Origin of the sequence: Aurantimonas litoralis, from assembly GCF_026153195.1 — a bacterium.
GTDB lineage: Bacteria > Pseudomonadota > Alphaproteobacteria > Rhizobiales > Rhizobiaceae > Aurantimonas > Aurantimonas coralicida.
Map to the genome: position 1 here is coordinate 20,848 of NZ_JAPFBM010000008.1, position 22,035 is coordinate 42,882.

A 22,035-nucleotide genomic window follows, 5' to 3' on the forward strand; every position below is an offset into this window, starting at 1 on the left:
TGGATCCGGTTTCTCCGTAAGTACGGACCGATTCCGAAAAACGACAACATGTTCGACGAGCACATCCGGCGCTCTGCAAAATACGCTGGGGTCGTTCCACTCCACTTCGAACACCCGCTCCATTCAGATCTGATCGAAGCCCTGTCGCCTCGCGAGCAGGTAGGTCGGGTCGTCATCCTCACGGGCACCGCGGGAGACGGCAAGAGTCACCTCTGCGGTCATGCCTGGATCTTCATGGGGGGCACGGAGGAAGATTGGGCAACAGACGAAATCTACCGTCGCATCCCGCTGGATGAACGACACGGATCCGGAACGCTTCATGTCATCCGGGACCTGACCGCGCTTCGTGACAGCGACGAACGATACGGCGGCAAGGCCGAACTGCTCCAGCGCATCAGCCATGCGATGTTCGAGCCGGGCTCCGACATTTTTCTTATCGCCGCGAACGATGGGCAGATCGTCGAGAACTGGCGCAGACTGGATGCGCAAGGGATCGGTGGAAGGGCACTGGCTATCCTTGAGGCGCGTCTGATGCGGGACCGTGATCCCGAGGAAGCCGCCTATCTCGAGTTCTTCAATCTGAGCGACATCTCCAGCAGTCGTGTCTTCGCGCTCTCCCTAGAGGCGTTCCTGGGGCACGAAGCCTGGTCGTGGTGCTATGAGGAGCAAGAAATCGACGGCTTTTTTGGTCCCTCCTGTCCAATCAGGCGGAACTACGAGCTGTTGAAGGATCCGCTGATCGCCGCACGGCTGAAGACGCTGTTTCGGCTATGCGACTTCAACAACCTGCATACCCCGATCCGTGCTGTGATGATGCTGCTGTCCAACGCGATCTTCGGGCATCCAGCTGCCAAGGACCGCCTCCTTCTTCCTTCGGACATCCGCGGGATCGTGGAGCAAAAGACGAGCTACCTGGGTAGCCTCTACAACAATATTTTCGGGCAGAACCTGACCGCGTCCAAGCGGGATTCCCTCGAGATTTTCGAGTTTCTGAACCGGTACGGCATCGGCCATGAGACTACGAACAGAATTGACAATATCCTGATATTCGGCGCCGAAGATGATCATCTGCGCCCCTATTTCGAGCGGCTGATCGGGAGCGACTCCCTCTACGGTTTCACGGACAGATACCAGGCGGCCCAGAAGGAGTATGTCGAATATCCGGAGGCGACCACGAACGGCGAACGGCACGTCTTCCTCGATATGCTCGTCACGCAGCGTCGCGCCTTGTTTTTCACCATCCCAGACGAGTGGGTCGACGAGCTGAGCCTATGGAGCCTCACGGTCTTTACGAGTGCTGGAGAATACCTTTCCGAGATCGTCGGCCCACTGGAGCGGGCAGAGCGTGTCCGGAAGGATGAGGTCCAGCTCCTAGTAAAGGGATTGAACCGGGTGTTCACGGGGCTTCTCGTGGCATCCGAACGGGAACTGCTCCTCGCGACGAGCCTCTCGAATTCGAATGCGAGGGTCAGCCGGCTGCTGGAAGATCGCATATTGGTCTCATCAAGGGGCCGCATGGAGCGCATCGAGGTCGTCCTTGATCAGGGACTGCCCGTGATCGAGGTGACGCTTCCAAACGGGATCAAGCGTGCGCTGGGCCTCAACCTGACACGCTACGAATTCCTGCGTCGTGTCGGCGACGGAGCGCTGCCAGGGAATTTCTCTCGCGAATGCTATGAGGACATCATGTCGTTCAAGACGACCCTTCTCGCCGCGGCCTCGAACGTAGCGGACGAAGTCGATCCGGACGACGACAGCATGTCATTTCGGCTGATCGCACTGGACCGGGATGGCAATGCCATCGACGACGTCATCGAGGTGACTCTTGTCTGAAGCTCTGACCCATACGCCTCCGGTTGCGAACCCGGGTGCTCAGCACGATCACCTCTGGGTCGACGAACAGATATGGGGGCATCGGCTCTGGAATGATCAGAGCCCTTGGCTTGTCTTTCTGGAATTCCTTTCAGTGGCCGAAGGTCACCATGCCGATGGACACCTCTTGGAGGAAAGGACGCTTTCTGAAGGCCTGAACTACCGGCCTGCTCAGCGCCTTCATCTGAGGAACATCCTTTACAACGACGAATCCATCCATGAGATCGCCCGTCGCATTCCGAGTGATGCGCATGCGTGGGCCGAATGGATCTCCCGGATGGAGGCCGACGCCCAAGGCGTCGACCAAGAGGGTTTCGAGTATCTGCAGAGGCGTTTCGGTTCTTTTCGGAAATTCGCGTCGCTAGTCTCCATGATCCAGGGTTCCACGATTAACCCAGGAAATACGAAACGCTGGAGTTCCCGGTTCGTCTTCCCGTTCGGTTCGAGCGCAATTTATGAGGACCTCAATATCAAGAAGGGGTCCGCTAGCCGCGAATACATCTACTTCGGACGGACCGGGGAAATCCTTTACCGGATGTTGGCCAGGTCATCAGCCGCGCCGGACCTGATCGGCCACCTCCAGCGGATGCTCGAACGACCCGATCCTTGTGAACGGCTGGTCGCGATGATGCAGCCCAAAGGCAGTTCTGAACCGCGGAGCGTACGCGGAAAGGAGAGTTATCTGCCGTTCGAGCACCATCCGTCGTTCGACATGCTGGGGGAAGACTGGTTATCGATCCTGAAATTGGATCTTCCCCGATACGACGCGTATCCCCATCTCATCACGCTGTCGTCTCTTCACCTGGCTCTCTACCAATTGAAGGTCGCCAGCTCGGTGATCGGGAAGAGCGATCCCTTCTTCGTCTGCGAGATCGTGGCACCGAGGAAAACTCTCGTCAGAGAGCTTTCCGTCACCAGCTACATCAACAATGACCGTCTGACGCTTGCCGCCGTGGAGACATTTATCGGCGATCTCGCGGAGACCGACGAGTGGAAGAGGGCCGAAGTCGAGGCGGCGGGTTTCGAGACGTGTCGGGAGATACTGCGCCGCGAGGTCTCCTGGCCCGAGGACGCTGATGACTATGACGGAGCGGCCGATCCGGCGATGCTCTTGAAGACGCTTCGTCGCCGAGCCTCCGATCGTCACCGACGGCATGCCGCTCTCGTTCATCGCAGTTTCGGGGGAGGCTGTGGTCTTGTTTCCAGACGAGGGACGAACCGGCTGCGCTATGCTCCGACTGATGAGCTGCTCAAGGCTCTGATTCTGGCCAACGTGCCTGTCCGAATGGAATACGGCGAGTTCCTCGCCTTGCTTCACCGAAAGTACGGACTTGTCTTCGGCGATCGGGAGGCGAGACCTGTCCTGGATCCGGAAGAATACGACCAGCGTGCATTTGAAGCCAATTCGGCACGGCTCGAGGGAAGACTCAAGACCCTCGGCATGCTGCGACGGCTTTCAGACGCCTGCGCCTACGTAGAAAACCCTCTTCGCAGAGACAAGGTAGCATGACCCCTTCCGAACTGATCGGCGCAGTCGTCGTTGAATTTCTCAAGAATGCGCTCGGGCAGGACGGTTCGGACGGCACCGGTCGTTTCGCGCTGAATCTCACCCCAGATCAAAGCGTTGCGGCTGCCCGGGCGGTACTGGCAGATCCCTATCTGGCTGCCAATATCGATCTGCGCCTTCCAGTCGGGACGTTCGGGGATTTCGGTCTCCCCGACTTCGTCTTGACCGACCAACCGGCGACGTTCTTCCGGAATGCCGAGTGCAGCAAGGCCGCGTTCCTGCTGGCTGAGGTCGGATACGATGAGATGGCCTCATTCAACGAGATCGCTCGGGTTGGCAGCGCCGAATTACAGGAGGACCTGGCTCTTTGGGTCAGGACGGCATCGAGCGGGCTAATCATATCGGACGAAGCTCTGCTCTGGTGGGAAAAATGCCTGACCGGTCTGCGAGATCTGCGTTTCAGGTCCCTTGATCGGTTCGCGGCATACGTTCTCCGCACTCGTGAGATTGTCTCCACCGAAGCCGTCGGCATCATGCCGGCTCTCGGCCAGGCGTTGCCGGTTCTTCGGCTCCCCCGAGATCTGAACGCCTTCGATGCCGTCAAGGAGAACAAGCGAGGGCAGGCATCCGCCTGGCGTCGCCAGTTTCAGACCCTTCGAAAGCGCGAGGGATACCTACTGAAGCAGAACGCCCAGCAGTTGCTGCTCAGTGAGGAGGACCTTCTCTCTGCTTACGAACGCGTCAAGGAGGATTTTCTCGATGCCGATCGGCCGGTGGTCGAGGCGTTCATCGTGGCGCCGAGCGGATGGAACCAAGAGGCAGCAGCACTGGCGGAATGCGAATGGGAATTCGTCAAGCCTCTGTTCGAAGGCCTTGCGCGGGAAAAGTTCAACCTGGGCGAAGCGACGCTGGCCTTTTATGACGATGGTGACCCCGACCTTCTCGATTCTGAGGAGCCGGCTTATCTGCGGTCACTCGCCTTACGCAAGCTGAGTGAGCCTTCCGAGGCAGAGGTCACATTCTATGAGAAGCATCGCCAGGAGCTGAGGCACGACCGCAAACTCAAGTCTGCCTGGGACAAACTCGTTCATGGACGACCGATCGAGAATTCAGACTTCCTGGCAGGGTTTGCCGAAGGGCTGAAGGCATTGCTCGATCGCTCCACCGCATCGGGACCCGCCAAAATCCGCGTCAGGTGCGACCGTGCGACCAAGCGGGAACTGAAGGATCTGAATCTCGATGCCGGCCTGTTCTTTGCGCACCGATACGCCGGATTCCGCACCCTTTTCGGTCCACTTGTCGAATGGGACGTCGGAAAACTGTTCGAGTATTCGACGCTGGTCGAAGAGTGGAAGGGTGATACGAAGCGGAATCGTTCGACCGCGAAGGCCGCATATCAGCTCAAATTCCTTTTGGAACTGGAGCGAGGGAAGACGCCCAGCGCTACGGAAACCTGCTCGGTCCAGGTCGTCTGGGTCTTCAATCCAAAAGCCGTGACCTCCCAGCTGGTGGATGACTGGGAGAGGGTTTCGAAGCACCCGTTCCTGGAATGCCGGTCCGTGCGTGAGCTTTCCTTGGCCAAGACCAAGGGGAAAACAATTGACCTCTCGGACGTCTCCACCTTCACCCCGGCCTATGACCGGGATCGCGGATCGTTCGCTCCGGCCTACAAGAAGAACTTGGATCTGGCGGAAGCCTGGCGCTCGAACCTCCGTACATGTCAGGCCGAGGACTATCTCACAGAAGCCGATGCGGAAAGGCTTGAAAGGGCGTTCAATCACTTCGAGAGCAGTTACGCCGGCGTTCTTCGTGGCTTCGCGTCCCGTGGCGCAGGAGACGAAACCATCCTGGAACAGTTGGCTGCCTACGAGGACCTTCTCAAGACCATCGTCGGCGTTGCCCGGGGGGACAAGAATAGAGCACTGCTTCTCAAGCCAGTGCTCCAGATCGGCGTCGCACCAGTTGATGGTGGCGCACCTGCAGCAGTGTGCCTGCCATGGCACCCCCTGAAACTCGGGGCCATGTGGCGTAAGACCCGCATCGTCGTGAACCTGGTCGACAAGCTATTGGCCGCGAAAGAGGTCCTGATCGGCGATACCCGCCTCTTCTTCAAGGACCTGGCTCATGATCTCGGGCACCCGCTCTACCCGGAAGTGCTCGCCGCCTGGTTCGACGTGACCCCGCAGCTCCTGGTAGTGGACGATGTCGTCCAGGACTACAGCCTTCACGAGGCGCCTGTTGCCTCGAACGACAACAACGAGGTGACGAACGACAACCCTACCGAGGGAAGCGCGTGCGTCGAGGACTTGGTCCAGAGATATCTCAACCTCAATCCGCATGAGCGGGCGAACACCTCGGTCGTTCTGTTCAACTGCGATTCGGCTCGATTGCCTCAGGCCGTCATCGAACGTGTCGGCAAGATGCAGAGCGACGATGAGGACTTTCGTTGTCAGGTTCTGCTTCGTCACGTCGACGGCGAACGCCTGCGCGACGTCTACACGTCGATCCTCGACGCTGACATGGGCGCGGACGCCTACAATCCAAGCGAAGCGACCCGTGATTTCATGGCGCGCCTCCGTATCTCGGTGATCGCGGACCAGACCCCGACCCCTGATCCCAAGGACGGTTGTCCTTATGACATCGTCTTCTCCCAGGACGTGATATCCCGGCATGCTCGACTCGAATGGTTCGCGGTCAACGCCGACCCGGCAGATTTCAGCACCTTGCTTCCGTCGCGCTGGTCCAGGCGGCGTCCTGCGGCCGCCGACGACCTGAAGTCGGCCGTCTATCTCTGCTGCCCCGTTCAGAGCCCGGTCGGCTGGGCCTATCTGAGTGCTGTCGCTTCGGTCTTTCTCGGAGACGCGGATCGAGACGACACCCGCCGCATGTTGCCGGCACGTCAATTGAGCTTCACCGACCAGCAGACAGCCGAGATATTCTCCGAAACCCATAATCTGGGCAACTGGGTGGTCAACTTCGACGAGCTTCTCGATCGGCGGCAACTCATCAACCAGAAGGTCCGGGTCATCCGGTACAAGAAGACCGCGACGCAGGGGCGAAACCTCATCATCTCGTCGTCCGCGCCGCTTGGCTTGCTGAAGTCCATGATCCTTCAACGCCTCAGCGGCCTCGGCCTGGGGCTGACCGGGGCCGAACTTGCCGAACTGGCCGACCGCCTCATTGGCGATGCGAACGATGTGTCCGGGGATATTGTGCTCAGGGCAGCGAAGAGCGGGCGAAGCGCGAGCGAACTGATTGGCGTGGTCCTGAGCCGCTCGCTCGTTCGCGACCGCCTTGGCAGATCAGGCCTGGCTGGCTGGTACTTTCTGGACGACTACGCGGCCTGGATGGGCCAACGCGAGGAGCAGCTCGCAGACCTCCTCGCGATCAATCCACACATCGGCGAAAACGGGGAAATGCGCATATCCATCGTCGTCAGCGAGGCAAAGTACGTCGAGATCGAAAGCCTCGCCGCCAAGAAGAAGGAGTCGGAGAAACAGTTGCGCGATACGCTTGGCCGTTTCAATGAAGCGCTCTTCGCCGAGCCGGCGCGGCTCGATCGCGAATCCTGGCTCTCGCGACTAGCCGACCTGATGCTCGATGGAATCAGGGTGCCCGCTTCACATGATTTCGATATGGCGCAGTGGCGCCGCGCAATGCGGGAGGGGCTTTGCGAGATCGAGGTCGAGGGATATTCGCATGTCTTCGTGCCGACGGCACTGGACAATTCGGACGTCACCGATGCCTATCAGATCGGTGGCGCCCCGAACGCATTCCAGGAAATCTACGGCCGCTCAGCTCTAAGACGCCTTCTCCTAGACTACCGGGAAGGCAAGGATTCCCGCGGTTTCGTCGATACGCTCGGGTTCGATCATTTGCACCGATCGCCGACCTGGAAGCGAACAACGGTCGTCATGCCGACGCTCGCGATGTCGAACGGGACAGGGGAAAGCGAGGGCGATCCGGCCGAGGATTCCGCGGATAAGGAAACGGACTGCGTCCCAGCACATGCATCGCTTTCGGAGGATAGTCCAGCCATGAGATTCAAGCCGGCCGCGATGACGGAAAAGCCCTCCTTCGACTCCGACTTCACAATTATCGAGGAGTCCGAAGCGGATCTCGAATGGCTCTCCAACACGTCGTTGATGGCGCGGAGTGCGCTTCAGCAATTCCATCTTCAGGCCAAGGTCATCGACAGGAGGCTGACGCCAAACAGCGCTCTCATCAAATTCCAGGGCAGCGCCAATCTCACGGTCGACCAGATCGCGAAGAAACGCTCTGAGCTTTTAACGACCCACTCCCTGAACGTCCTCTCGATACGGCCGGAACCCGGTGCGATAACGATCGCAATCGAGCGGAAGGAGAGAAAGAACATCAATGTGGACCGACTCTGGGAAGTCTGGAAGCCGCAGCCGCGAGACACGGCCAATCATGAACTGCTGATCGGCATTCACGAGAAGGACGGTTCACCGCTGTTTCTGTCTCCCGGATTCCGGCACGCCCCGCATACCCTCATCGCCGGCAGCACTGGCAGCGGCAAGTCGGTCCTGATGCGCAACATTCTGCTGGCTATCGGAGCGACGAACACCCCCGAGCAGGCGCAGATCGTGCTGATCGACCCCAAGGGCGGCGTCGACTACTTCGCCTTCGAAGGGCTTCCCCATCTGCAGGGAGGGATCATCGATGATCAGGAGCGCTCGATCGAACGCCTGACCGAACTCGTGAAAACGATGGATGAGCGATACGCCCTGTTCAAGGAGAACCGGGTCTCGGATTTGCCCTCCTATAACGCCAAGGTCGCCGTGAAGGACCGACTTCCGGTGATATGGGTCGTTCACGACGAATTCGCCGAGTGGATGCTGACGCCGGAATACAAACAGGGTGTCGGATCGATCGTTTCGCGTCTCGGGGTCAAGGCCCGGGCTGCAGGAATTCATCTGGTCTTCGCTGCTCAACGGCCGGACGCGAACGTGATGATCCCTCAGCTCAGGGCCAATCTGGGCAATCGTCTGATCCTGAAGGTCGATTCTGAAGGGACATCCGAAATATCTCTTGGCGAGAAAGGGGCGGAACGGCTTCTTGGACGCGGTCATCTGCTTGCGAAGCTTGACGGGGAGTACGACGTCTGCTTCGCGCAGGTGCCTTTGATCAGCTCGGATTACGTTGAAGAATACGTTCGTTACATCGCTGAGCGCAGTGGCCAATTCCCAGACAGAATGTTGGCGTGACTCTCGCCGTCTGTGTAGGCGGCAGCCACTAGCTGCGCATGCGATATCTGCCGGGCCGAAGCCAAATACGATCAGGGGAGAGAGCGAACGTCTTCACCGTGATCCTCGATTGGCCAATTCTGAATAACAGGAGAGAGAATGCCCGATCTGACCATTTGGGAGCCGAGAGATTTTTCGCAGCCGCCGCTGCAATTATATCTCTAGCAGCAGTCGCATCTAGCTATTTTCTCAGTAGCAGAACGCTCGCTACGTCACGCGAGTTGTCTGACAGAAGCGTTTGGCAGAAGGCAAATGAGAGCGAACTAAATAATATCCAGCAAAGAATCGAGAAGTTTTACAATCCGAACAAGCAGATATCAGAGGAAATCAGGATATTCAGCAGGGATCTTAGATCAAGAACAGACCAGAACTTCGTGCTGCTGCGGAATTTATTCGATCGGCATTGGGTAGAATCCTGGATGAGGGCCGTCGATTTCTTCTGGACTCAATCGTGGAGAAGGCCGAGAAGCTCGACGGTCTTACCGAAAGACATGGTGGAGCAGCGGACATCTCCCTGGCTCCATATCTTGCAAGAGCCAGGGCTCACTACAGGGTTATCAGACTGGCTTCTGAAGGAAAACTTGGCGCTGACCCAAGCGAATTCCTGCCTCTTTACGTCTATCCAAAAGCTATAAACCTCGTCTTGGATCTGGAAGAGCGTCGGCTACTAGACAGCATAGACGCACTCAGGGCGCCTCCCTCCTATGCCCACACTCCTATAGCGCCATTGTCCATCCCGCCAAAGTATAATCTGGATAAAATCCCTGATCCCGTCAGGACATCCGATGCAGATCTTACTATGCCGCTTAAATAAATGTATGCATTAGTCGACGCATGGGTATGGTTTAATTCTGTATGTCTATGGTTTATCGATCAAATCAACGATTCCGGAGAAAATCTTAGGAGCACTCGCACACCGTCGCGCTTCGTCCAATTCCTGTCCCTCAGTATCAGCCGTCGTTGTCGCGGCTCAGCGCTTGGGCCGTGACCTTGCCCTTCGGAGTCAGCTCGTAAAGGCCGCGCTGCTTCTCGACCCGCGTGACATAGCCGCGGCGTTCCAGCTCGCCCACCCTCGCATACGCGGTTTGCTTGGGAATTCCCAGTTTGCTGACGATTTCGCCCAGCATGCCGCGACCGCCCAAATTGGCAAGGGCAACGAGGGTGGCGGCCTTGGGCACGGTCATCCCTGGCTCCGATTCCAGGATTGACCGCTTGTCGAATTCGGACCGCCCCAGAACGTCCTTGACGCAGATCGAGATCAGCTCGTCACGGGGGATGGACGCATGGGTCTCCCGGCGGGTCTCGTAGAGATCGAGGACGTCGCGGGTCAGGTAGACCAAAGCGTTGACCATCTGAGGGTGCATGGGGAGGCTCCTTCGGGACTGTCCATGGCCGCTAACGTCCGCGGCCTTACCCGTCTGCCTATACCATGTACGATTACTTGGAAAGTGACCCTTGACGGATCAGTCGCCGAGCCGTAAGACAAAAAGTAGTTACGAATGGTACTTGGAGACGCACCCGGCAACGAAGGAACTGCACGTGCTCCGCAAGTACCTTATCAATGCGGCCAAAAGGACCTTCTCGTCACCTCTCCGCAGGTCCCGTTTCTCTGTGAAAGATTATCACCCACCTCGCCACCGAGGACAAAACGTCCCAGGTAAGCGCCACCCAGGCGTTCCACTTCATCCAGCAAGATGGTCTGGCGGCGATGGACGGGGGCTGCCTCGCCTTTACGCCAGAGGGCGCCAGGTCCAGGCGACGGTTGCGCCGATCGTACGCCGCTACGGCGAGAAAGATAACAGCGCTAAAGCGGCGACCATGGCCGCTCAGTCGGCGTCGGCCACGGTCTTTTCGCCCCGCCAGCTCGCGGTCCAGGCCGATCGGCCTATTACGTCAGTCTACACGAGCCTGTCGGACCGCAAGACTAGCGGTCACGGCGAGTGGCACATCACCCGCCGGCCGTCTGCGGTACGGGCACGGAACCAAGGGCCCGGTAGGGTCGTGGGCTCGCGTAATCGACGAGGCGGCCCCGAAAGATCGGTTTGGCGAGCGGTTCCGGAAGATGGAGAAGGCGGCGCAGGCCAAGGGCTTGGCGGATTTCGACCGCGGGCAGATCGAGCAGCACATTCTGGGGCACATGACCGAGGCGGCCTTGCCCATGTCGTCGTTGTCGATCCTGCGCCCGGGCCAGAACTACCCCATCAAGGTCGTGGCCGTCGACCTGTTCGAAGTGACGTCGCTCTGACTGCACGCGACTGCACATGGGGGGCTTCGGCCGCTTTTTCATGTCTACGCCGTAGACACATGATGAGGTACGGCGTGTGTCAGACTAACAGGGCAGTCGGGCACTTTCAGACCAGCTTGTGTGCATACCAATGCATGCCGACCTTGCAACCAAGCCATCCGGCGACGGACCATGCCGACCACCTCCCTCCGGCGGTATCCCTGCGCCACCATCGTCGCGATCGCCAGCTCGAGGGCGTCTTCCATGGGGACGACGAGGTGACCGTCCTGCTTCAGCATCGTGCGGCCGATCGCCCCCAGGATCGTCCGGTCCACAACCCGGGCCTCGGGCTTAGCCGCGCCTTCGCGCTGTTTACGCCAGTCCTTGGTATAGCGCCGCTTGGCTAGGGCCCGCGCTCTTTTACGATCTCTAGAAGAAGTCAGGGCAGTCGATGTTGGCGCGCTGTTCATCATTTCTTAACACCTCTATGGTCTGGTCTCTCCTCCCCGCGGCAACGGCCGCATTCAGGTACGGAGACCTCTGATGGCTAATCCCGTCGCTTTTGCCCATGCAGGCGCCGCTATCGGCGTGATGGCTTTCAGTTCAGCTGTTGACGTGGGCATCGAACGCTATCGCCAGCGCCGCGTCGAAATCGATCTCCACGACGTCTATGTCCGCGAACGCGCCCGACGGATCGCCGCCGAGCGCGCCCTCGCCGAAGCCAAGCGTCAGCTCGCCGCAGCCAAGCGCCTCTTGCGCATGGTGGCGATCTCTTCATAGGCCAGGCGCTCGACCTCGTCCGGGTCTGGATCGTCATGGCCCATCGCCGCCATCCTCCGCATCACACGGCGCATGATCGCTTGAATGTCGTGCCGTTCGTTCTCGACGTTCCCGGCCTCAGCCAGGCGGACAGCGCGGCGGCTCGGGCGCTCGAGACCCGGCATGGCCTCTTCCGAACCCTGCGCCCAATTGTAGACGGCCATCGGGTCCGCCTCGGCGACGCGCAGGAGATCGGGGAAGTCAGCCCCCATGATCCACGCCTTGTCATGCTCGGTCAGGAGGTCGCCGAACGCCGGGGTGCCGCCGTCGAGGCGTGCCCGGCAGGCGCGGACGAAGGTGTGGCCCTCATGGCAGTTGCGGAACGTCGCGGCGAGGTGCCGGGATTCCCGCGAGACCGCGTCGTTGTCGTTGAATGCCGTATAGTCGGGTTCGTCAAACGTGTCGGCGGCGACGGCTGGGCGCCAGCCGACAACGACGCCGTCGATGACGAGGGCGACACGCTGAGCGGCACGGCGTATCGCCGAGGCCGTCCGTTTCAAAAGGGATTGCAGGGCTTTCAACATGGCAGTCTCCATCAGCATGCAGCTCTCCGGCCAGCACGGCGTACACTAGCGGTGGAGGCTGAAAGTCCGTAAAGAAAAATAAAATTTGAATGGGACGGTAAAGGATCTGGAAAGGGGGCAGGCAAACGCAGTGCCAGTCTCACAAGCGAGCGAACCCCCTGAAATAACTGACAAGGATGCACGAAGAGTGCCGCGGACTACCGATGTCTCAAACCAATCGAAACGAGACTGGACAGAAGGCCGAGCGACATTTACTTTAAAGGTGATCGGCTGCTGTGGGAGCAGTCGGCATGTGGCGGACCGAGAGTCCGGACAAAAAGGGGAATGAAGATGTTTCAGTTGATTATCGGGGTCATTGACCTCGGTTCACCAGACGAGCGGCACGTTGTGCATGTCGAGATGAAAGGTGCCGACACGGCCTTGATCGAAGCGACGTCGCGTCTGATGATGTACGCGTCTGACACGCTGTACGACTGCGAGCTGCACCTTCTCGCCGACGGTGGGATTGCCGGCGGCCACATCGCCAGCGACAGCTACCTTGCTCCTATGCGGAGCGAAGCCGACGTCGATCGCACGGCGGGCTGGCTTGCCTCCTTTCACCCGGACCGGCCGTCGCGGGACAGTTACGCCGCACTGTTGCAGGAGATGGAAGGAGGTCGCGCGTGAGCCGTCCTCACGCCGCTCCTGGGACCCCCGAACAGATCGTGAAGGTCCGTGAACTGCACCCTACGCATTCCGCTTCGCGGATCGCCGAACGGCTCCAGTCGCTGGCCCCTGGGCTGACCCGCAACGCTGTCATCGGCCTCTGGGACCGCCTTGGTATCCGGGTTATCCGCCCCTCGACCCCACTGCGCAAGCCGCGGGACACGGAGGAGGAGAGGGCGCGCCGCCTGGCAATCGAACGCCGTCGGGGAGGGGCCCGTCGCCGCTTCGCCGAGAAGCGCCGCAAGGCCAAGGTCCGGGACGCCGCCTGCGAAGCAGAGCGCGAGGAAGCCGCGGCGTACCGCAAAACCAAGCGGGAAATCGGGGGCGAAGGCCGAGTCGTCGACGTCTGGACTACCCTGTTCGGGACCCGAGGCGGGGTCTGTCTCGCCGACAACAAGACCGGCTGCCGTTGGCCGGTCAGGGGATGTGGCGCCGCTCTGTACGTGTGCGGCTGCCCGACGGCTGGGAAGGTCTATTGCACGTCGCATGCCGCGGCCTTGGTTACGAGGGCCGCATGATGCAGACGTCTGCACAAGCGCCTATCCCCCTCCCGCAAGCTGCACGTCTCCCGGAGCTAGGGGGCGCGTTCACCCCCCGTCAATTGAGATCGGCTATCCAAGCCGGCCTCCTACCGGCAGAGAAACATGGCCGCAGCTATTACGTCACGCGGGAAGGCATCGTGGAATGGAGGCGTCGATGCCTCGTCAACGTAAGCCCGCCCGAATCGAGTTGGAGAAGGCCCGGTACCGGGACGGAAAGCTGCACCAGGCCGCTGTCTGGGTCATCCGCGACGGATCGACGAAACGCAGCACTGGCTGCGGCGCTGATGACGTTGCCGGCGCCCAGGAAGCGCTCCGGATCTACCTCGGCGAACAGCACGCGAAACTAAAGCCCGAGAAAGGCGCGTCAGCGAGCGAGGTCATGATCGCTGACGCGCTGCGCCTTTACTGGGAGCGCAAAGGCGACGGCCCGAAGGCCGTCGCCAACCCCACCGAACTAGCGGCACGCATTCGCAAGCTCCTCAAATTCTGGGGCACGATGACCGCTGCCGACATTCGCGATGTCACTTGCGAGGAATATGCCGAGGCACGCGGATCACAATCCGCCGCCAGGCGTGAACTCCAGGACCTCAAGGCGGCGATCCGGCTGCACACGCGGCGCGGCTTCCTGCGCGAATACGTGGCGATCACTCTGCCCGAGAAGGAAGAGGCGCGGGTCGATTGGTTGAGCCGGGCCGAGGTCGCGAAACTTCTCTGGTACTGCTGGACGGCCCGCGAGATTCAGAAGGGTGTACCGACCCAGAAGAGGCATTTGCGCCATCTGGTGCCCTACATCCTGACAGGGGTTTACACGGGGTCCCGATCGGCCCGCATCTACCAGGCCAGCTTCGACTTTGACGAAGCGCGGCCCCATGTCGATCTCGACGAGGGAGTTTACTACCGCAAGCCAGCGGCCGAGAAGGCGACGAAAAAACGGGCTGGGGCCGTGCGCATTCCCGGCCGTCTCCTGGCCCACATGAAGCGCTGGCGGCGCGGATGCTACCGTCTCGACGCCAAAGGCAACTACGTCATGGGGGCTCCCGCTCGGTTCCTCGTCGAGTACAGGGGGCGTCCCGTAAATCCACGCAAGGCCATGTCGAACGCACTGGTGGCGGTCTTCGGTCCCGTCCACCCCTTCGTCGCTCACACAATGCGCCATACCTGCGCGACCTGGATGTTGAGGGACCGGGTCTCGGTCAATGACGTGGCTGCCTATCTGTCGATGACCCGCGAGATGGTCGAGCGGGTCTATGGTCACCATCACCCTGACAGCCACAAAGCCGCCGGCGATGCCTTCCAGCAGGCACGTCACGGTTCCCCGACAGTTTCCCGACGTTTTGAGGGTCAGGAAGGGGGCTGAAGGGGGTGTTCAGGTCACTAAGAGGCCCGGAAATGCGGGAAAAGCGGGCCGGTGAGTGTCGTTCGGGACGAGGGGGTCGCAGGTTCGAATCCTGCCACTCCGACCAGCATTTCTCCGAAGATGGTATCAATCTTCGTCGAGAACACGATTTCCCGATCAATCTGTCAGACATCAGTCGCTGTTTAGCGGTGTGCGCGGAAGCTGCTGGCGCAGACTTTCCGCGCCTTTACCCCGCGATGGCTGGGGTCAGGCACGCGGGCTCGGCCGTCTCTCGACGCCTATACATCGCGAAAAGCGCATGTATGAATGCGGTCAACGGGTTTGACGGGAGGACGCCATGATCACGCGACGCAATCTGATGGTTGGCGGGGCCGCGCTGGCCGGCGCGATCGCAACTGGGGGCAAAGTCCGCGCGGCATCGCCGGCCGATCCGCTGGCGACGCTCAGCGATGGCCATCTGGAACTGCCAGCGTCGTTTCTCCTGTCCGGCCTGCCGGACGAGGATCGGCGGCAGCTCGGTCTTCCGGCGACGGGCGAGGGGACGGTGCTTACGCCGCCCTGCAATCTGACCCTTTACCGCAGCGGCGAACGTCTGGTGCTGTTCGATGCCGGTTCCGGCCCGAACTTCATGCCGAGCGCCGGCCGCCTGTCGGACAGTCTCGACGCGGCGGGAATCGACCCCGGCGCGATCACCGACGTCATCTTCACCCACGCCCATCCCGATCACATCTGGGGTGTCCTCGACGATTTCGACGAGATCGCCTTTCCCGAGGCGGCCTTTCATGTCTGCCGCACCGAATGGGATTTCTGGCGCTCCGAGGCGGCGCTGACCGGACTGCCGGAAGAGCGACAGAACTTCGTCGTCGGGGCGCGCAGCCGCTTCGATGCCATCGAAGAGAGGACGACGCTGTTCGATGCCGGCTCCGAGCCGGTGACGGGCGTCGAGGCCATGGCGGCCTTCGGGCACACGCCGGGCCATTGCGCCTTCGTGCTGCACGGCCTCGATGCGCCGGCGATGGTGGTCGGTGACGCCATCTCCAACGATCCGGTCTCCTTCGCGCGGCCGGATCTGCCATGGGGCGCCGACCAGGACCCCGAGATGGGCGCTGAGACCCGCCGCCGTCTGCTCGACCGCCTGGCGGCCGACAGGCTGCGCTTCGTCGGCTTCCACCTGCCGCAGGGCGGGCTGGGCCGCGTCGAGGCGGACGGCGCCGCCTATCGCTTCGTGCCGGAAGCCTGAGCTATTCGGCCGGCCGCCGTTCGATGCCGCGGAAGGCGTGGCGGATCGAGCCTTCGAGGATGTAGGCGAGGCCCAGCCGCGCGCCGATGGCGATCGAGATCAGCACGATCGGCGCCGAGATGGTGAGCAGCGAGGCGGCCGAGATGCCCTGGCCGATCGTGCAGCCCAGCGAGAACACGCCGCCGACCCCCATCAGCATGGCACCGACGAGGTGCCGCGACAGCTCGCGGGCGTCGTCGCAGGCTTCCCAGCGCACATCGCCGCGACGCCAGGCGGCAAACGCCGCGCCGACGACCACGCCGAGGACAAGCCCGACGCCGTAGTCGGGCATGGCGCCGGTATAGGCGACGATCTGCAGGATCAGGTCGCCGGGCGGCACCACGAAGGAGGCGCTTTCCACCTGCACCGGCGCGAAAGAGCGGCCGGCGATATGCGCCGTCGCCAGCCAGCCGAAGGCCACGGCAGCGCCGATGACGATGCCGGCGAGGATCTTGCCGCGATCGCCACGGAAACTGGCGGAGCGGAAGACCCAGGTGCCGAGCGCCGCGACGACGGCGAGGGTCATCAGCCATCTGAGGTCGCGGCCGGCAAGCGCGCTGGCGACGGCGCCGAGGGTCTGGTCGGGCGCCCCGAGCCGGGTCAGGTCGTAGGCCTGCGAATCGACGAGGGCGACGCGGCCGAGCGCCAGAATGCCGCGCTGGGCGGCCAGCGCCGACAGGCCGAGAACGATGATGACCACCAGCCCGCGCAGCGAGCCGCCGCCGAGCCGCACCAGCGCGCCGAAGCCGCAGGTGCCGACCAGCGCCATGCCGACGCCGAAGGCGAGGCCGCCGAGGATCGCCCCGGTCCAGCCGAAGGCGGGGGTGAGATAGAAGCTCTGCTCCGGGGCGAACTGGCCGGCAAGGACGAGAAGCTGGGTGAGCAGGATCGCGACGAGAATGGCGAGGCCCCAGGCGCGCAGGCCGTTGTCGTCGCCGGCGTACCAGCGCCGTTCCAGAGCGGAGAGGGTGCAGAAATGATGTCTGCGGGCGACATAGCCCATCGCCGTGCCGGCGAGCAGTCCCGCCAGCGGCAGCGCAAGGCCGCTTTCCACCAGCATGTCGGTGCCTCCCGAGCGCCCGAGGGGCGCATCCATCTGCGAGCCTATGCCCGGCCCGCAGCGCTTACAAGCCGATCGCCGTCGTACCCGGCGGGCTACTCACCCGCCGAAGACGCTCAGCGCGGCGCGTCCGGCGCGCCTCTGACGGGCGCGCAGAACAATTCGTACAGCGTCCCGATCAGCGACGTGACCTCCTCGCTGGCGAGGCTGTAATAGACCGTGCGGCCCTCGCGCCGCGTCTTGACCAGCCGGTCGAAGCGCAGCCGGGCGAGTTGCTGCGACACCGCCGCTTGGGGCATCGACAGGATCGACTCGATGTCGCCGACGGAGCGTTCCTTCTCCGACAACAGGCACAGGATGACGAGCCGCGTTTCGTGCGACATCGCCTTCAGGAGATCGCTCGCCTTTCGGGCCTGGGCGAAGAAGGCCTCGGTCTCCTCCGGAGAGGTCGAGGGATCGAATTTGGGAACGGCCCAGTTGGTCAGATTGCTCAAGTCACTCGCTCGGTCGGGTCGGTGCGCGCGAAGCCGCGGTCCTGGCCGGCAGGTCGGCCAGCATGTCGTCGAGAAGACCCCAGAAGAAGTCTTCCCCCGGATAGCCGCGCAGCCGCGCGATCTCACGGTCATTGTCGACCAGAATGAAGGTCGGTGTCACCCGCTCCGGTGCAATATGCTGCAGATCATCCGGCCACGGCTTGCTGACGTCGACCCGGCGCAGCGGCGCGGTGCGGCCGGCCTCGGTCTTCGGATAGGCAGGCGCGATCTCGGCGTCGAAGCGCGCGCACCAGATGCAGCCGGGCCGCTCCAGCATCAGGAGTTCGGCGGCGAGGGACGGGCTTGCGGTCACACCCAGCAGCGTCCATGCGAAGACCGCGGCCACGATCGACCGTCCGAATCGCCCAACGGGGCGGCGCGGGCGCCCGGTCGATGGAATTGCAATAGATGATAACATATGCATTCTTCTATCTAATGGCCGGATCCCGCCGGAGCAAGCCGGCGACCGTTGCCGGCCTCAGATAAGTTCGCAATCGGAAACGTCCAAATGCTCGATGTCGGCTATGGCGCCGCACTGCTGGCGGGGCTTCTCAGCTTCGTCTCGCCCTGCGTGTTGCCGATCGTTCCGCCCTATCTCGCCTATCTGGCCGGGCTGAGCTTCGACCAGGTTCGCGAACGCGGCACCGAACCGGCCGTGGCACGGCAGATCATGCTGGCCTCGCTGGCCTTCGTCGCCGGTTTCACCACGGTCTTCGTCGCGCTCGGCGCCACGGCGAGCCTGGTCGGGCAGGTGATCGCCCAATGGTTCGATGTCCTGTCGGTCGTCGCGGGCATCATCATAATCATCATGGGCCTGCACTTTCTCGGCGTCTTCCGGCTGTCGCTGCTCTACCGCGAGGCGCGGGTGAACGTCGTCCAGAAGCCGGCTGGGCCGCTCGGCGCCTATGTCATCGGCCTCGCCTTCGCCTTCGGCTGGACGCCTTGCGTCGGGCCGGTGCTGGCGGCGATCCTCTTCGTCGCCGGGTCGCAGGACACCGCCTTGCGCGGCGCCGGGCTGCTGGCCACCTATTCCATCGGGATCGGCGTGCCGTTCCTGCTGGCCGCCGCCTTCGCCACAAGGTTCCTGGCCTTTGCGGCTCGGATGCGCCGGCACATGGCGACGGTCGAGAAGATCATGGGCGGCGCGCTGGTGTTCACCGGCATCCTGTTCGTCACCGGACAGATGGCCACCATCTCCTACTGGCTGCTGGAGACCTTTCCGGTCTTCGCGACGATCGGCTAGAAGGAAGCCGGCCGCCCCGTGGGCGGCGGGCATATGCAGGGCGGGCGGGGCCTCCAGTCGGTCTCGCCAGGGCTGATTGCACGTCGAGGAGGACGATATGGCACGGATCTTCATGCTGTCGCTGGTGGTGTTTCTGGCCGCCATGACACTGTCTCACGCCGCCGAGATCGGCGACGATGGCCTGCACAAGCAGCCCTGGTTCTCACTGTCGTTCCGCGACGTCGCCGAGGACATCGAGACCGCCCGCGAGGAGGGCAAGCGCCTCGCCATCGTCTTCGAGCAGCGCGGCTGCATCTACTGCCGCAAGATGCACGAGGAGGTGCTGTCCGATCCACAGGTGCGCGACTACATCACGGCGAATTTCAACGTGGTGCAGTACAACATGTTCGGCGACGAGGAGGTCACCGATCTGGACGGATCGTCGCTGTCGGAGAAGACTGCGGCCCGGCGCTGGAGTGTCGTCTTCACCCCGACCATCCTGTTCATGCCGGAAATTGCCCCGGAGGACGGAACAGTGGGGGAGGCGGCTGTCGCGACCATGCCCGGCGCCTTCGGCAAGTCGACATTCCTTCATATGTTCCAGTGGGTTGGCGAGAAGGGTTACGAGGGCGACGAGCACTTCCAGAAATACCATGCGCGCAAGCTGGCGGCCGACGGCGGGGCGATGGAAACGACCGAATGACTTGCTGCAGTGCAGCAAGATTATTGCACTGCTACAATACATTCGAAAATAACAATACTTGAATTGATGTCGCCGTCCTGCTTTACTGGGTCGACAGGATCGAAGCAGATCGGCTACCCAAAGCCGACATTCGGGAGGAAGCCTTGTCCATGATGCGTTCGTTCGCGCTGAGCCTTGCATTGTCCGTGGCCGTGACGCCGCTGGCACTCGCTGCAGAAACCGCCCCGGGCGATGTGTCCTTCGCGGACATGGCGGTGGCGGATTCGCTGACCGGTCAGCCGGGCGACCCGGTCGAGGGGCGCAAGGTCTTCGCCAATCGCGGTCTCGGCAACTGCCTTGCCTGCCACATGGTGCAGGACCTCGAAAGCGAGCTGTTCCACGGCAATGTCGGACCGGCGCTCGACGGCGTCGCCGAGCGCTGGGAGCCGGGCCAGATCCGCGCGATCGTCGCGAACGCCAAGGAAATCTTCGGCGAGCAGACCATTATGCCCGGCTTCTACACGCTGAATGTCGGCGTTGACGTGGCCGAAAAATTCCAGGGCAAGACGATCCTTTCGGCCCAGCAGGTCGAAGACGTCGTCGCCTATCTGGCGACGCTCAAGGGCGAATAGGAAGGACATTCCATGTACGTGACGAGACGCAAGCTTTTCGCCCTGTCCGCTGGAGCGGCCACGGCGGGCATGTTCGCCTTCGCGCCGGGCCGGGCCTTTGCCACGGTCGAGGCGACCGAGAAGGCGCTGGCGGACTTCACCGGCGGCAAGACGCCGGAGAGTGGCAAGATCACCCTGACGGCGCCCGAGATCGCCGAGAACGGCAACACCGTGCCGATCTCCGTCGATGTCGAGAGCCCGATGACCGACGACAGCTACGTGGAATCGGTGACGATCTTCGCCGAGGGCAATCCCAATCCCGAGGTCGCGACCTTCCACTTCACGCCGATGAGCGGCGCCGCTGCCGCGACGACGCGCATCCGGCTGGCCAAGACGCAGAACGTCATCGCCGTCGCCAAGATGAGCGATGGTTCGACCTATTCGGATCGCAAGGAAGTCAAGGTGACGATCGGCGGCTGCGGCGGCTGACGCCGAGGCGACCGCTTCACCCACGAGGATCGATGCGTGACCCGGCCCGCACGGGCGGATAGTCACCCCAGGAGAACGAGACATGGCAACGCCGAAGCCGAGAGTGAAGGTTCCCAAGAGCGCCAGCGCCGGGGAGGTCATCACCATCAAGACCCTGATCAGCCACGAGATGGAATCCGGCCAGCGCAAGGACAAGGACGGCAATCCGATCCCGCGGCAGATCATCAACAAGTTCACCTGCGAGTTCAACGGAACCAAGGTGTTCGAGTGCGATATCGAGCCGGCCGTGTCGGCCAATCCCTATTTCGAGTTCACCGCCAAGGTGCCCGAAAGCGGGACGTTCAAGTTCACCTGGGTGGACGACAACGGTGAGACCTACACCGACGAACAGACCATCGAGGTCAAGTAGACGCCGGACGGGGGAGCGGTATCGGTCGGTCCGGCGCCGAGCCTCGAAATGGGAGGAAATTGCGTGAAGAAGACTGTTATCGCCCTGTTGAGTGTGTCCTGCCTGGGAAGTCTCACGCTCGTTTCCGGTGCTCTCGCCGACCCGGTCGACGAGGGCCTGTCCATCGACGGCCAGGAAATGATCACCGTCGCGCCCGCACCGAGCGAGCCAGAGGGTCATCCCTTCGACAAGGTGCGCTCCGGCTGGCTCTACCGCGAGGCGGAGACGCGCCAGGTCGAATCCGACAGCTTCGAGAATCCCGGCATGCTGAATGTCGAGCGGGGCGAGGATATCTGGAACACGGTCGAGGGCGCCGCCGGCAAGTCCTGCGCCACCTGCCACGAGGACGCCTCCGAGAGCATGGCCGGCGTGGGCGCCAGCTATCCCAAATGGGACGCGGCGAGCAGCAAGCCGATCAATGTCGAATTGCAGATCGATGCCTGCCGGACCGAGCACATGCAGGCCGAGCCCTACAAGTTCGACGCCCAGGACCAGAAGGACCTGACCGCCTTCATCAAGCACCAGTCGCTGGGAACGCCCGTCGAGGTGGATCTGGCCGCCGGCGAGATGATGAGCTGGTGGGAGCGGGGCAAGGAGCGCTATTATCTGCGCACCGGCCAGCTCAACCTGTCCTGCGCCTCCTGCCACGAGGACAATAACGGTCGCTACATCCGCGCCGACCACCTCAGCCAGGGCAACACCAACGGCTTTCCGACCTATCGTCTGAAGCAGGCCAATCTCGTGTCGCTGCACAACCGCTTCCGCGGCTGCATTCGCGACACCCGGGCCGAGTTCCCGAAGGCCTTCTCCGACGAGCTGATGGCGCTTGAGGTCTATACGGCCTGGCGCGGCGGCGGCCTGTCGGTCGAGACGCCGGCCGTTCGCCAGTAGCCG

The 22,035-nt window shown here is 62.1% G+C and carries 22 protein-coding genes; 16 read left to right on the forward strand and 6 right to left on the reverse strand.

The annotated features are described in order from the left end of the window. Positions 1–48: 48 nt before the first annotated feature. The 4 genes from N7I30_RS15360 (at position 49) to N7I30_RS15375 (ending at position 9,460) form a co-directional block, all read left to right on the forward strand. On the forward strand, positions 49–1,833 hold the full coding sequence (locus N7I30_RS15360) for a hypothetical protein (protein WP_498640010.1): 1,785 nt from the start codon (positions 49–51) through the stop codon (positions 1,831–1,833). Next, on the forward strand, positions 1,826–3,382 hold the full coding sequence (locus N7I30_RS15365; RefSeq protein ID WP_498640012.1) for a hypothetical protein: 1,557 nt from the start codon (positions 1,826–1,828) through the stop codon (positions 3,380–3,382). The genes N7I30_RS15360 and N7I30_RS15365 overlap by 8 nt, the downstream gene beginning before the upstream one ends. Next, positions 3,379–8,607, forward strand: coding sequence for an FtsK/SpoIIIE domain-containing protein (locus N7I30_RS15370; protein ID WP_498640014.1), 5,229 nt, complete (start codon positions 3,379–3,381; stop codon positions 8,605–8,607). The genes N7I30_RS15365 and N7I30_RS15370 overlap by 4 nt, the downstream gene beginning before the upstream one ends. Before the next feature lie 490 nt (positions 8,608–9,097). After that, positions 9,098–9,460 (forward strand): hypothetical protein, encoded by a 363-nt coding sequence (locus tag N7I30_RS15375; protein WP_498640015.1) that lies wholly within the window; start codon positions 9,098–9,100, stop codon positions 9,458–9,460. Between the two features lie 136 nt (positions 9,461–9,596). Here the strand turns inward: N7I30_RS15375 and N7I30_RS15380 are convergent, their stop codons facing one another. Then, positions 9,597–10,010, reverse strand: coding sequence for a helix-turn-helix transcriptional regulator (locus N7I30_RS15380; RefSeq protein WP_187389407.1), 414 nt, complete (start codon positions 10,008–10,010; stop codon positions 9,597–9,599). Between the two features lie 698 nt (positions 10,011–10,708). On the opposite strand from N7I30_RS15380, the gene N7I30_RS15385 reads away from it, so the two are divergent. Then, on the forward strand, positions 10,709–10,891 hold the full coding sequence (locus tag N7I30_RS15385; RefSeq protein WP_188076618.1) for a hypothetical protein: 183 nt from the start codon (positions 10,709–10,711) through the stop codon (positions 10,889–10,891). A 44-nt stretch (positions 10,892–10,935) separates the two neighbouring features. Here the strand turns inward: N7I30_RS15385 and N7I30_RS15390 are convergent, their stop codons facing one another. Next, positions 10,936–11,343 carry a hypothetical protein gene (locus N7I30_RS15390; protein WP_498640018.1) on the reverse strand — a complete coding sequence of 136 codons (408 nt, stop codon included), beginning with the start codon at positions 11,341–11,343 and terminating at the stop codon, positions 10,936–10,938. A gap of 70 nt (positions 11,344–11,413) precedes the next feature. On the opposite strand from N7I30_RS15390, the gene N7I30_RS15395 reads away from it, so the two are divergent. Next, a complete protein-coding gene (locus tag N7I30_RS15395) occupies positions 11,414–11,650 on the forward strand; it encodes a hypothetical protein (protein ID WP_188076619.1) in 237 nt (78 codons plus the stop codon). On the opposite strand, the gene N7I30_RS15400 is transcribed toward N7I30_RS15395, so the two are convergent. Beyond that, entirely contained in the window at positions 11,599–12,231 is a 633-nt protein-coding gene (locus N7I30_RS15400) for a hypothetical protein (protein WP_188076620.1), read from the reverse strand. The genes N7I30_RS15395 and N7I30_RS15400 overlap by 52 nt on opposite strands. A 306-nt stretch (positions 12,232–12,537) precedes the next feature. On the opposite strand from N7I30_RS15400, the gene N7I30_RS15405 reads away from it, so the two are divergent. The 4 genes from N7I30_RS15405 to N7I30_RS15420 all read left to right on the forward strand — a co-directional run bounded on the left by N7I30_RS15405 (position 12,538) and on the right by N7I30_RS15420 (position 16,057). Further along, a complete protein-coding gene (locus N7I30_RS15405) occupies positions 12,538–12,879 on the forward strand; it encodes a hypothetical protein (RefSeq protein ID WP_498640021.1) in 342 nt (113 codons plus the stop codon). After that, entirely contained in the window at positions 12,876–13,436 is a 561-nt protein-coding gene (locus N7I30_RS15410; RefSeq protein WP_188076622.1) for a hypothetical protein, read from the forward strand. The genes N7I30_RS15405 and N7I30_RS15410 overlap by 4 nt, the downstream gene beginning before the upstream one ends. A gap of 166 nt (positions 13,437–13,602) precedes the next feature. Next, positions 13,603–14,817, forward strand: a complete 1,215-nt coding sequence (locus tag N7I30_RS15415; protein WP_188076623.1) for a site-specific integrase — start codon at positions 13,603–13,605, stop codon at positions 14,815–14,817. A gap of 337 nt (positions 14,818–15,154) precedes the next feature. Beyond that, positions 15,155–16,057, forward strand: coding sequence for an MBL fold metallo-hydrolase (locus N7I30_RS15420; RefSeq protein ID WP_491391664.1), 903 nt, complete (start codon positions 15,155–15,157; stop codon positions 16,055–16,057). Position 16,058: 1 nt separating this feature from the next. Here the strand turns inward: N7I30_RS15420 and N7I30_RS15425 are convergent, their stop codons facing one another. The 3 genes from N7I30_RS15425 to N7I30_RS15435 all read right to left on the reverse strand — a co-directional run bounded on the left by N7I30_RS15425 (position 16,059) and on the right by N7I30_RS15435 (position 18,035). Next, positions 16,059–17,192: a YeeE/YedE family protein gene (locus N7I30_RS15425; protein ID WP_491391665.1), complete on the reverse strand. Its 1,134-nt coding sequence runs from the start codon at positions 17,190–17,192 to the stop codon at positions 16,059–16,061. Between the two features lie 80 nt (positions 17,193–17,272). Further along, complete coding sequence (locus N7I30_RS15430; protein ID WP_024351131.1) at positions 17,273–17,650, reverse strand: ArsR/SmtB family transcription factor; 378 nt, start codon at positions 17,648–17,650, stop codon at positions 17,273–17,275. A gap of 1 nt (position 17,651) precedes the next feature. Beyond that, on the reverse strand, positions 17,652–18,035 hold the full coding sequence (locus N7I30_RS15435) for a thioredoxin domain-containing protein (protein ID WP_491391666.1): 384 nt from the start codon (positions 18,033–18,035) through the stop codon (positions 17,652–17,654). A 162-nt stretch (positions 18,036–18,197) separates the two neighbouring features. Between N7I30_RS15435 and N7I30_RS15440 the strand changes: the two genes are divergently transcribed. From N7I30_RS15440 to soxA, 6 genes are all read left to right on the forward strand, one after another. Then, a complete protein-coding gene (locus N7I30_RS15440; RefSeq protein WP_491391667.1) occupies positions 18,198–18,932 on the forward strand; it encodes a cytochrome c biogenesis CcdA family protein in 735 nt (244 codons plus the stop codon). A gap of 97 nt (positions 18,933–19,029) precedes the next feature. Beyond that, entirely contained in the window at positions 19,030–19,614 is a 585-nt protein-coding gene (locus N7I30_RS15445; RefSeq protein ID WP_498640023.1) for a thioredoxin family protein, read from the forward strand. Positions 19,615–19,766: 152 nt separating this feature from the next. After that, positions 19,767–20,225 (forward strand): sulfur oxidation c-type cytochrome SoxX, encoded by a 459-nt coding sequence (gene soxX, locus N7I30_RS15450; RefSeq protein WP_491392007.1) that lies wholly within the window; start codon positions 19,767–19,769, stop codon positions 20,223–20,225. A gap of 12 nt (positions 20,226–20,237) precedes the next feature. After that, the gene (gene soxY / locus N7I30_RS15455) at positions 20,238–20,693 is read left to right on the forward strand and encodes a thiosulfate oxidation carrier protein SoxY (RefSeq protein WP_491392004.1); all 456 of its coding nucleotides are present in this window, start codon (positions 20,238–20,240) and stop codon (positions 20,691–20,693) included. 82 nt (positions 20,694–20,775) lie between these two features. Beyond that, complete coding sequence (gene soxZ, locus N7I30_RS15460; protein WP_009209820.1) at positions 20,776–21,102, forward strand: thiosulfate oxidation carrier complex protein SoxZ; 327 nt, start codon at positions 20,776–20,778, stop codon at positions 21,100–21,102. Positions 21,103–21,150: 48 nt separating this feature from the next. Next, on the forward strand, positions 21,151–22,032 hold the full coding sequence (soxA, locus tag N7I30_RS15465; protein ID WP_491392005.1) for a sulfur oxidation c-type cytochrome SoxA: 882 nt from the start codon (positions 21,151–21,153) through the stop codon (positions 22,030–22,032). Positions 22,033–22,035: the final 3 nt, after the last annotated feature.

Coding starts and splice junctions, on each gene's coding strand:
- soxA (WP_491392005.1), top strand. CDS start 21,151: ATGGGAGGAAATTGCGTGAAGAAGACTGTTATCGCCCTGTTGAGTGTG.
- N7I30_RS15415 (WP_188076623.1), top strand. CDS start 13,603: ATGGAGGCGTCGATGCCTCGTCAACGTAAGCCCGCCCGAATCGAGTTG.
- N7I30_RS15395 (WP_188076619.1), top strand. CDS start 11,414: ATGGCTAATCCCGTCGCTTTTGCCCATGCAGGCGCCGCTATCGGCGTG.
- N7I30_RS15425 (WP_491391665.1), bottom strand. CDS start 17,192: ATGGATGCGCCCCTCGGGCGCTCGGGAGGCACCGACATGCTGGTGGAA.
- N7I30_RS15390 (WP_498640018.1), bottom strand. CDS start 11,343: ATGATGAACAGCGCGCCAACATCGACTGCCCTGACTTCTTCTAGAGAT.
- N7I30_RS15360 (WP_498640010.1), top strand. CDS start 49: ATGTTCGACGAGCACATCCGGCGCTCTGCAAAATACGCTGGGGTCGTT.
- N7I30_RS15445 (WP_498640023.1), top strand. CDS start 19,030: ATGGCACGGATCTTCATGCTGTCGCTGGTGGTGTTTCTGGCCGCCATG.
- soxZ (WP_009209820.1), top strand. CDS start 20,776: ATGGCAACGCCGAAGCCGAGAGTGAAGGTTCCCAAGAGCGCCAGCGCC.
- N7I30_RS15385 (WP_188076618.1), top strand. CDS start 10,709: ATGGAGAAGGCGGCGCAGGCCAAGGGCTTGGCGGATTTCGACCGCGGG.
- N7I30_RS15370 (WP_498640014.1), top strand. CDS start 3,379: ATGACCCCTTCCGAACTGATCGGCGCAGTCGTCGTTGAATTTCTCAAG.
- N7I30_RS15400 (WP_188076620.1), bottom strand. CDS start 12,231: ATGCTGATGGAGACTGCCATGTTGAAAGCCCTGCAATCCCTTTTGAAA.
- N7I30_RS15420 (WP_491391664.1), top strand. CDS start 15,155: ATGATCACGCGACGCAATCTGATGGTTGGCGGGGCCGCGCTGGCCGGC.
- N7I30_RS15380 (WP_187389407.1), bottom strand. CDS start 10,010: ATGCACCCTCAGATGGTCAACGCTTTGGTCTACCTGACCCGCGACGTC.
- soxY (WP_491392004.1), top strand. CDS start 20,238: ATGTACGTGACGAGACGCAAGCTTTTCGCCCTGTCCGCTGGAGCGGCC.
- N7I30_RS15440 (WP_491391667.1), top strand. CDS start 18,198: ATGCTCGATGTCGGCTATGGCGCCGCACTGCTGGCGGGGCTTCTCAGC.
- N7I30_RS15405 (WP_498640021.1), top strand. CDS start 12,538: ATGAAGATGTTTCAGTTGATTATCGGGGTCATTGACCTCGGTTCACCA.
- soxX (WP_491392007.1), top strand. CDS start 19,767: ATGCGTTCGTTCGCGCTGAGCCTTGCATTGTCCGTGGCCGTGACGCCG.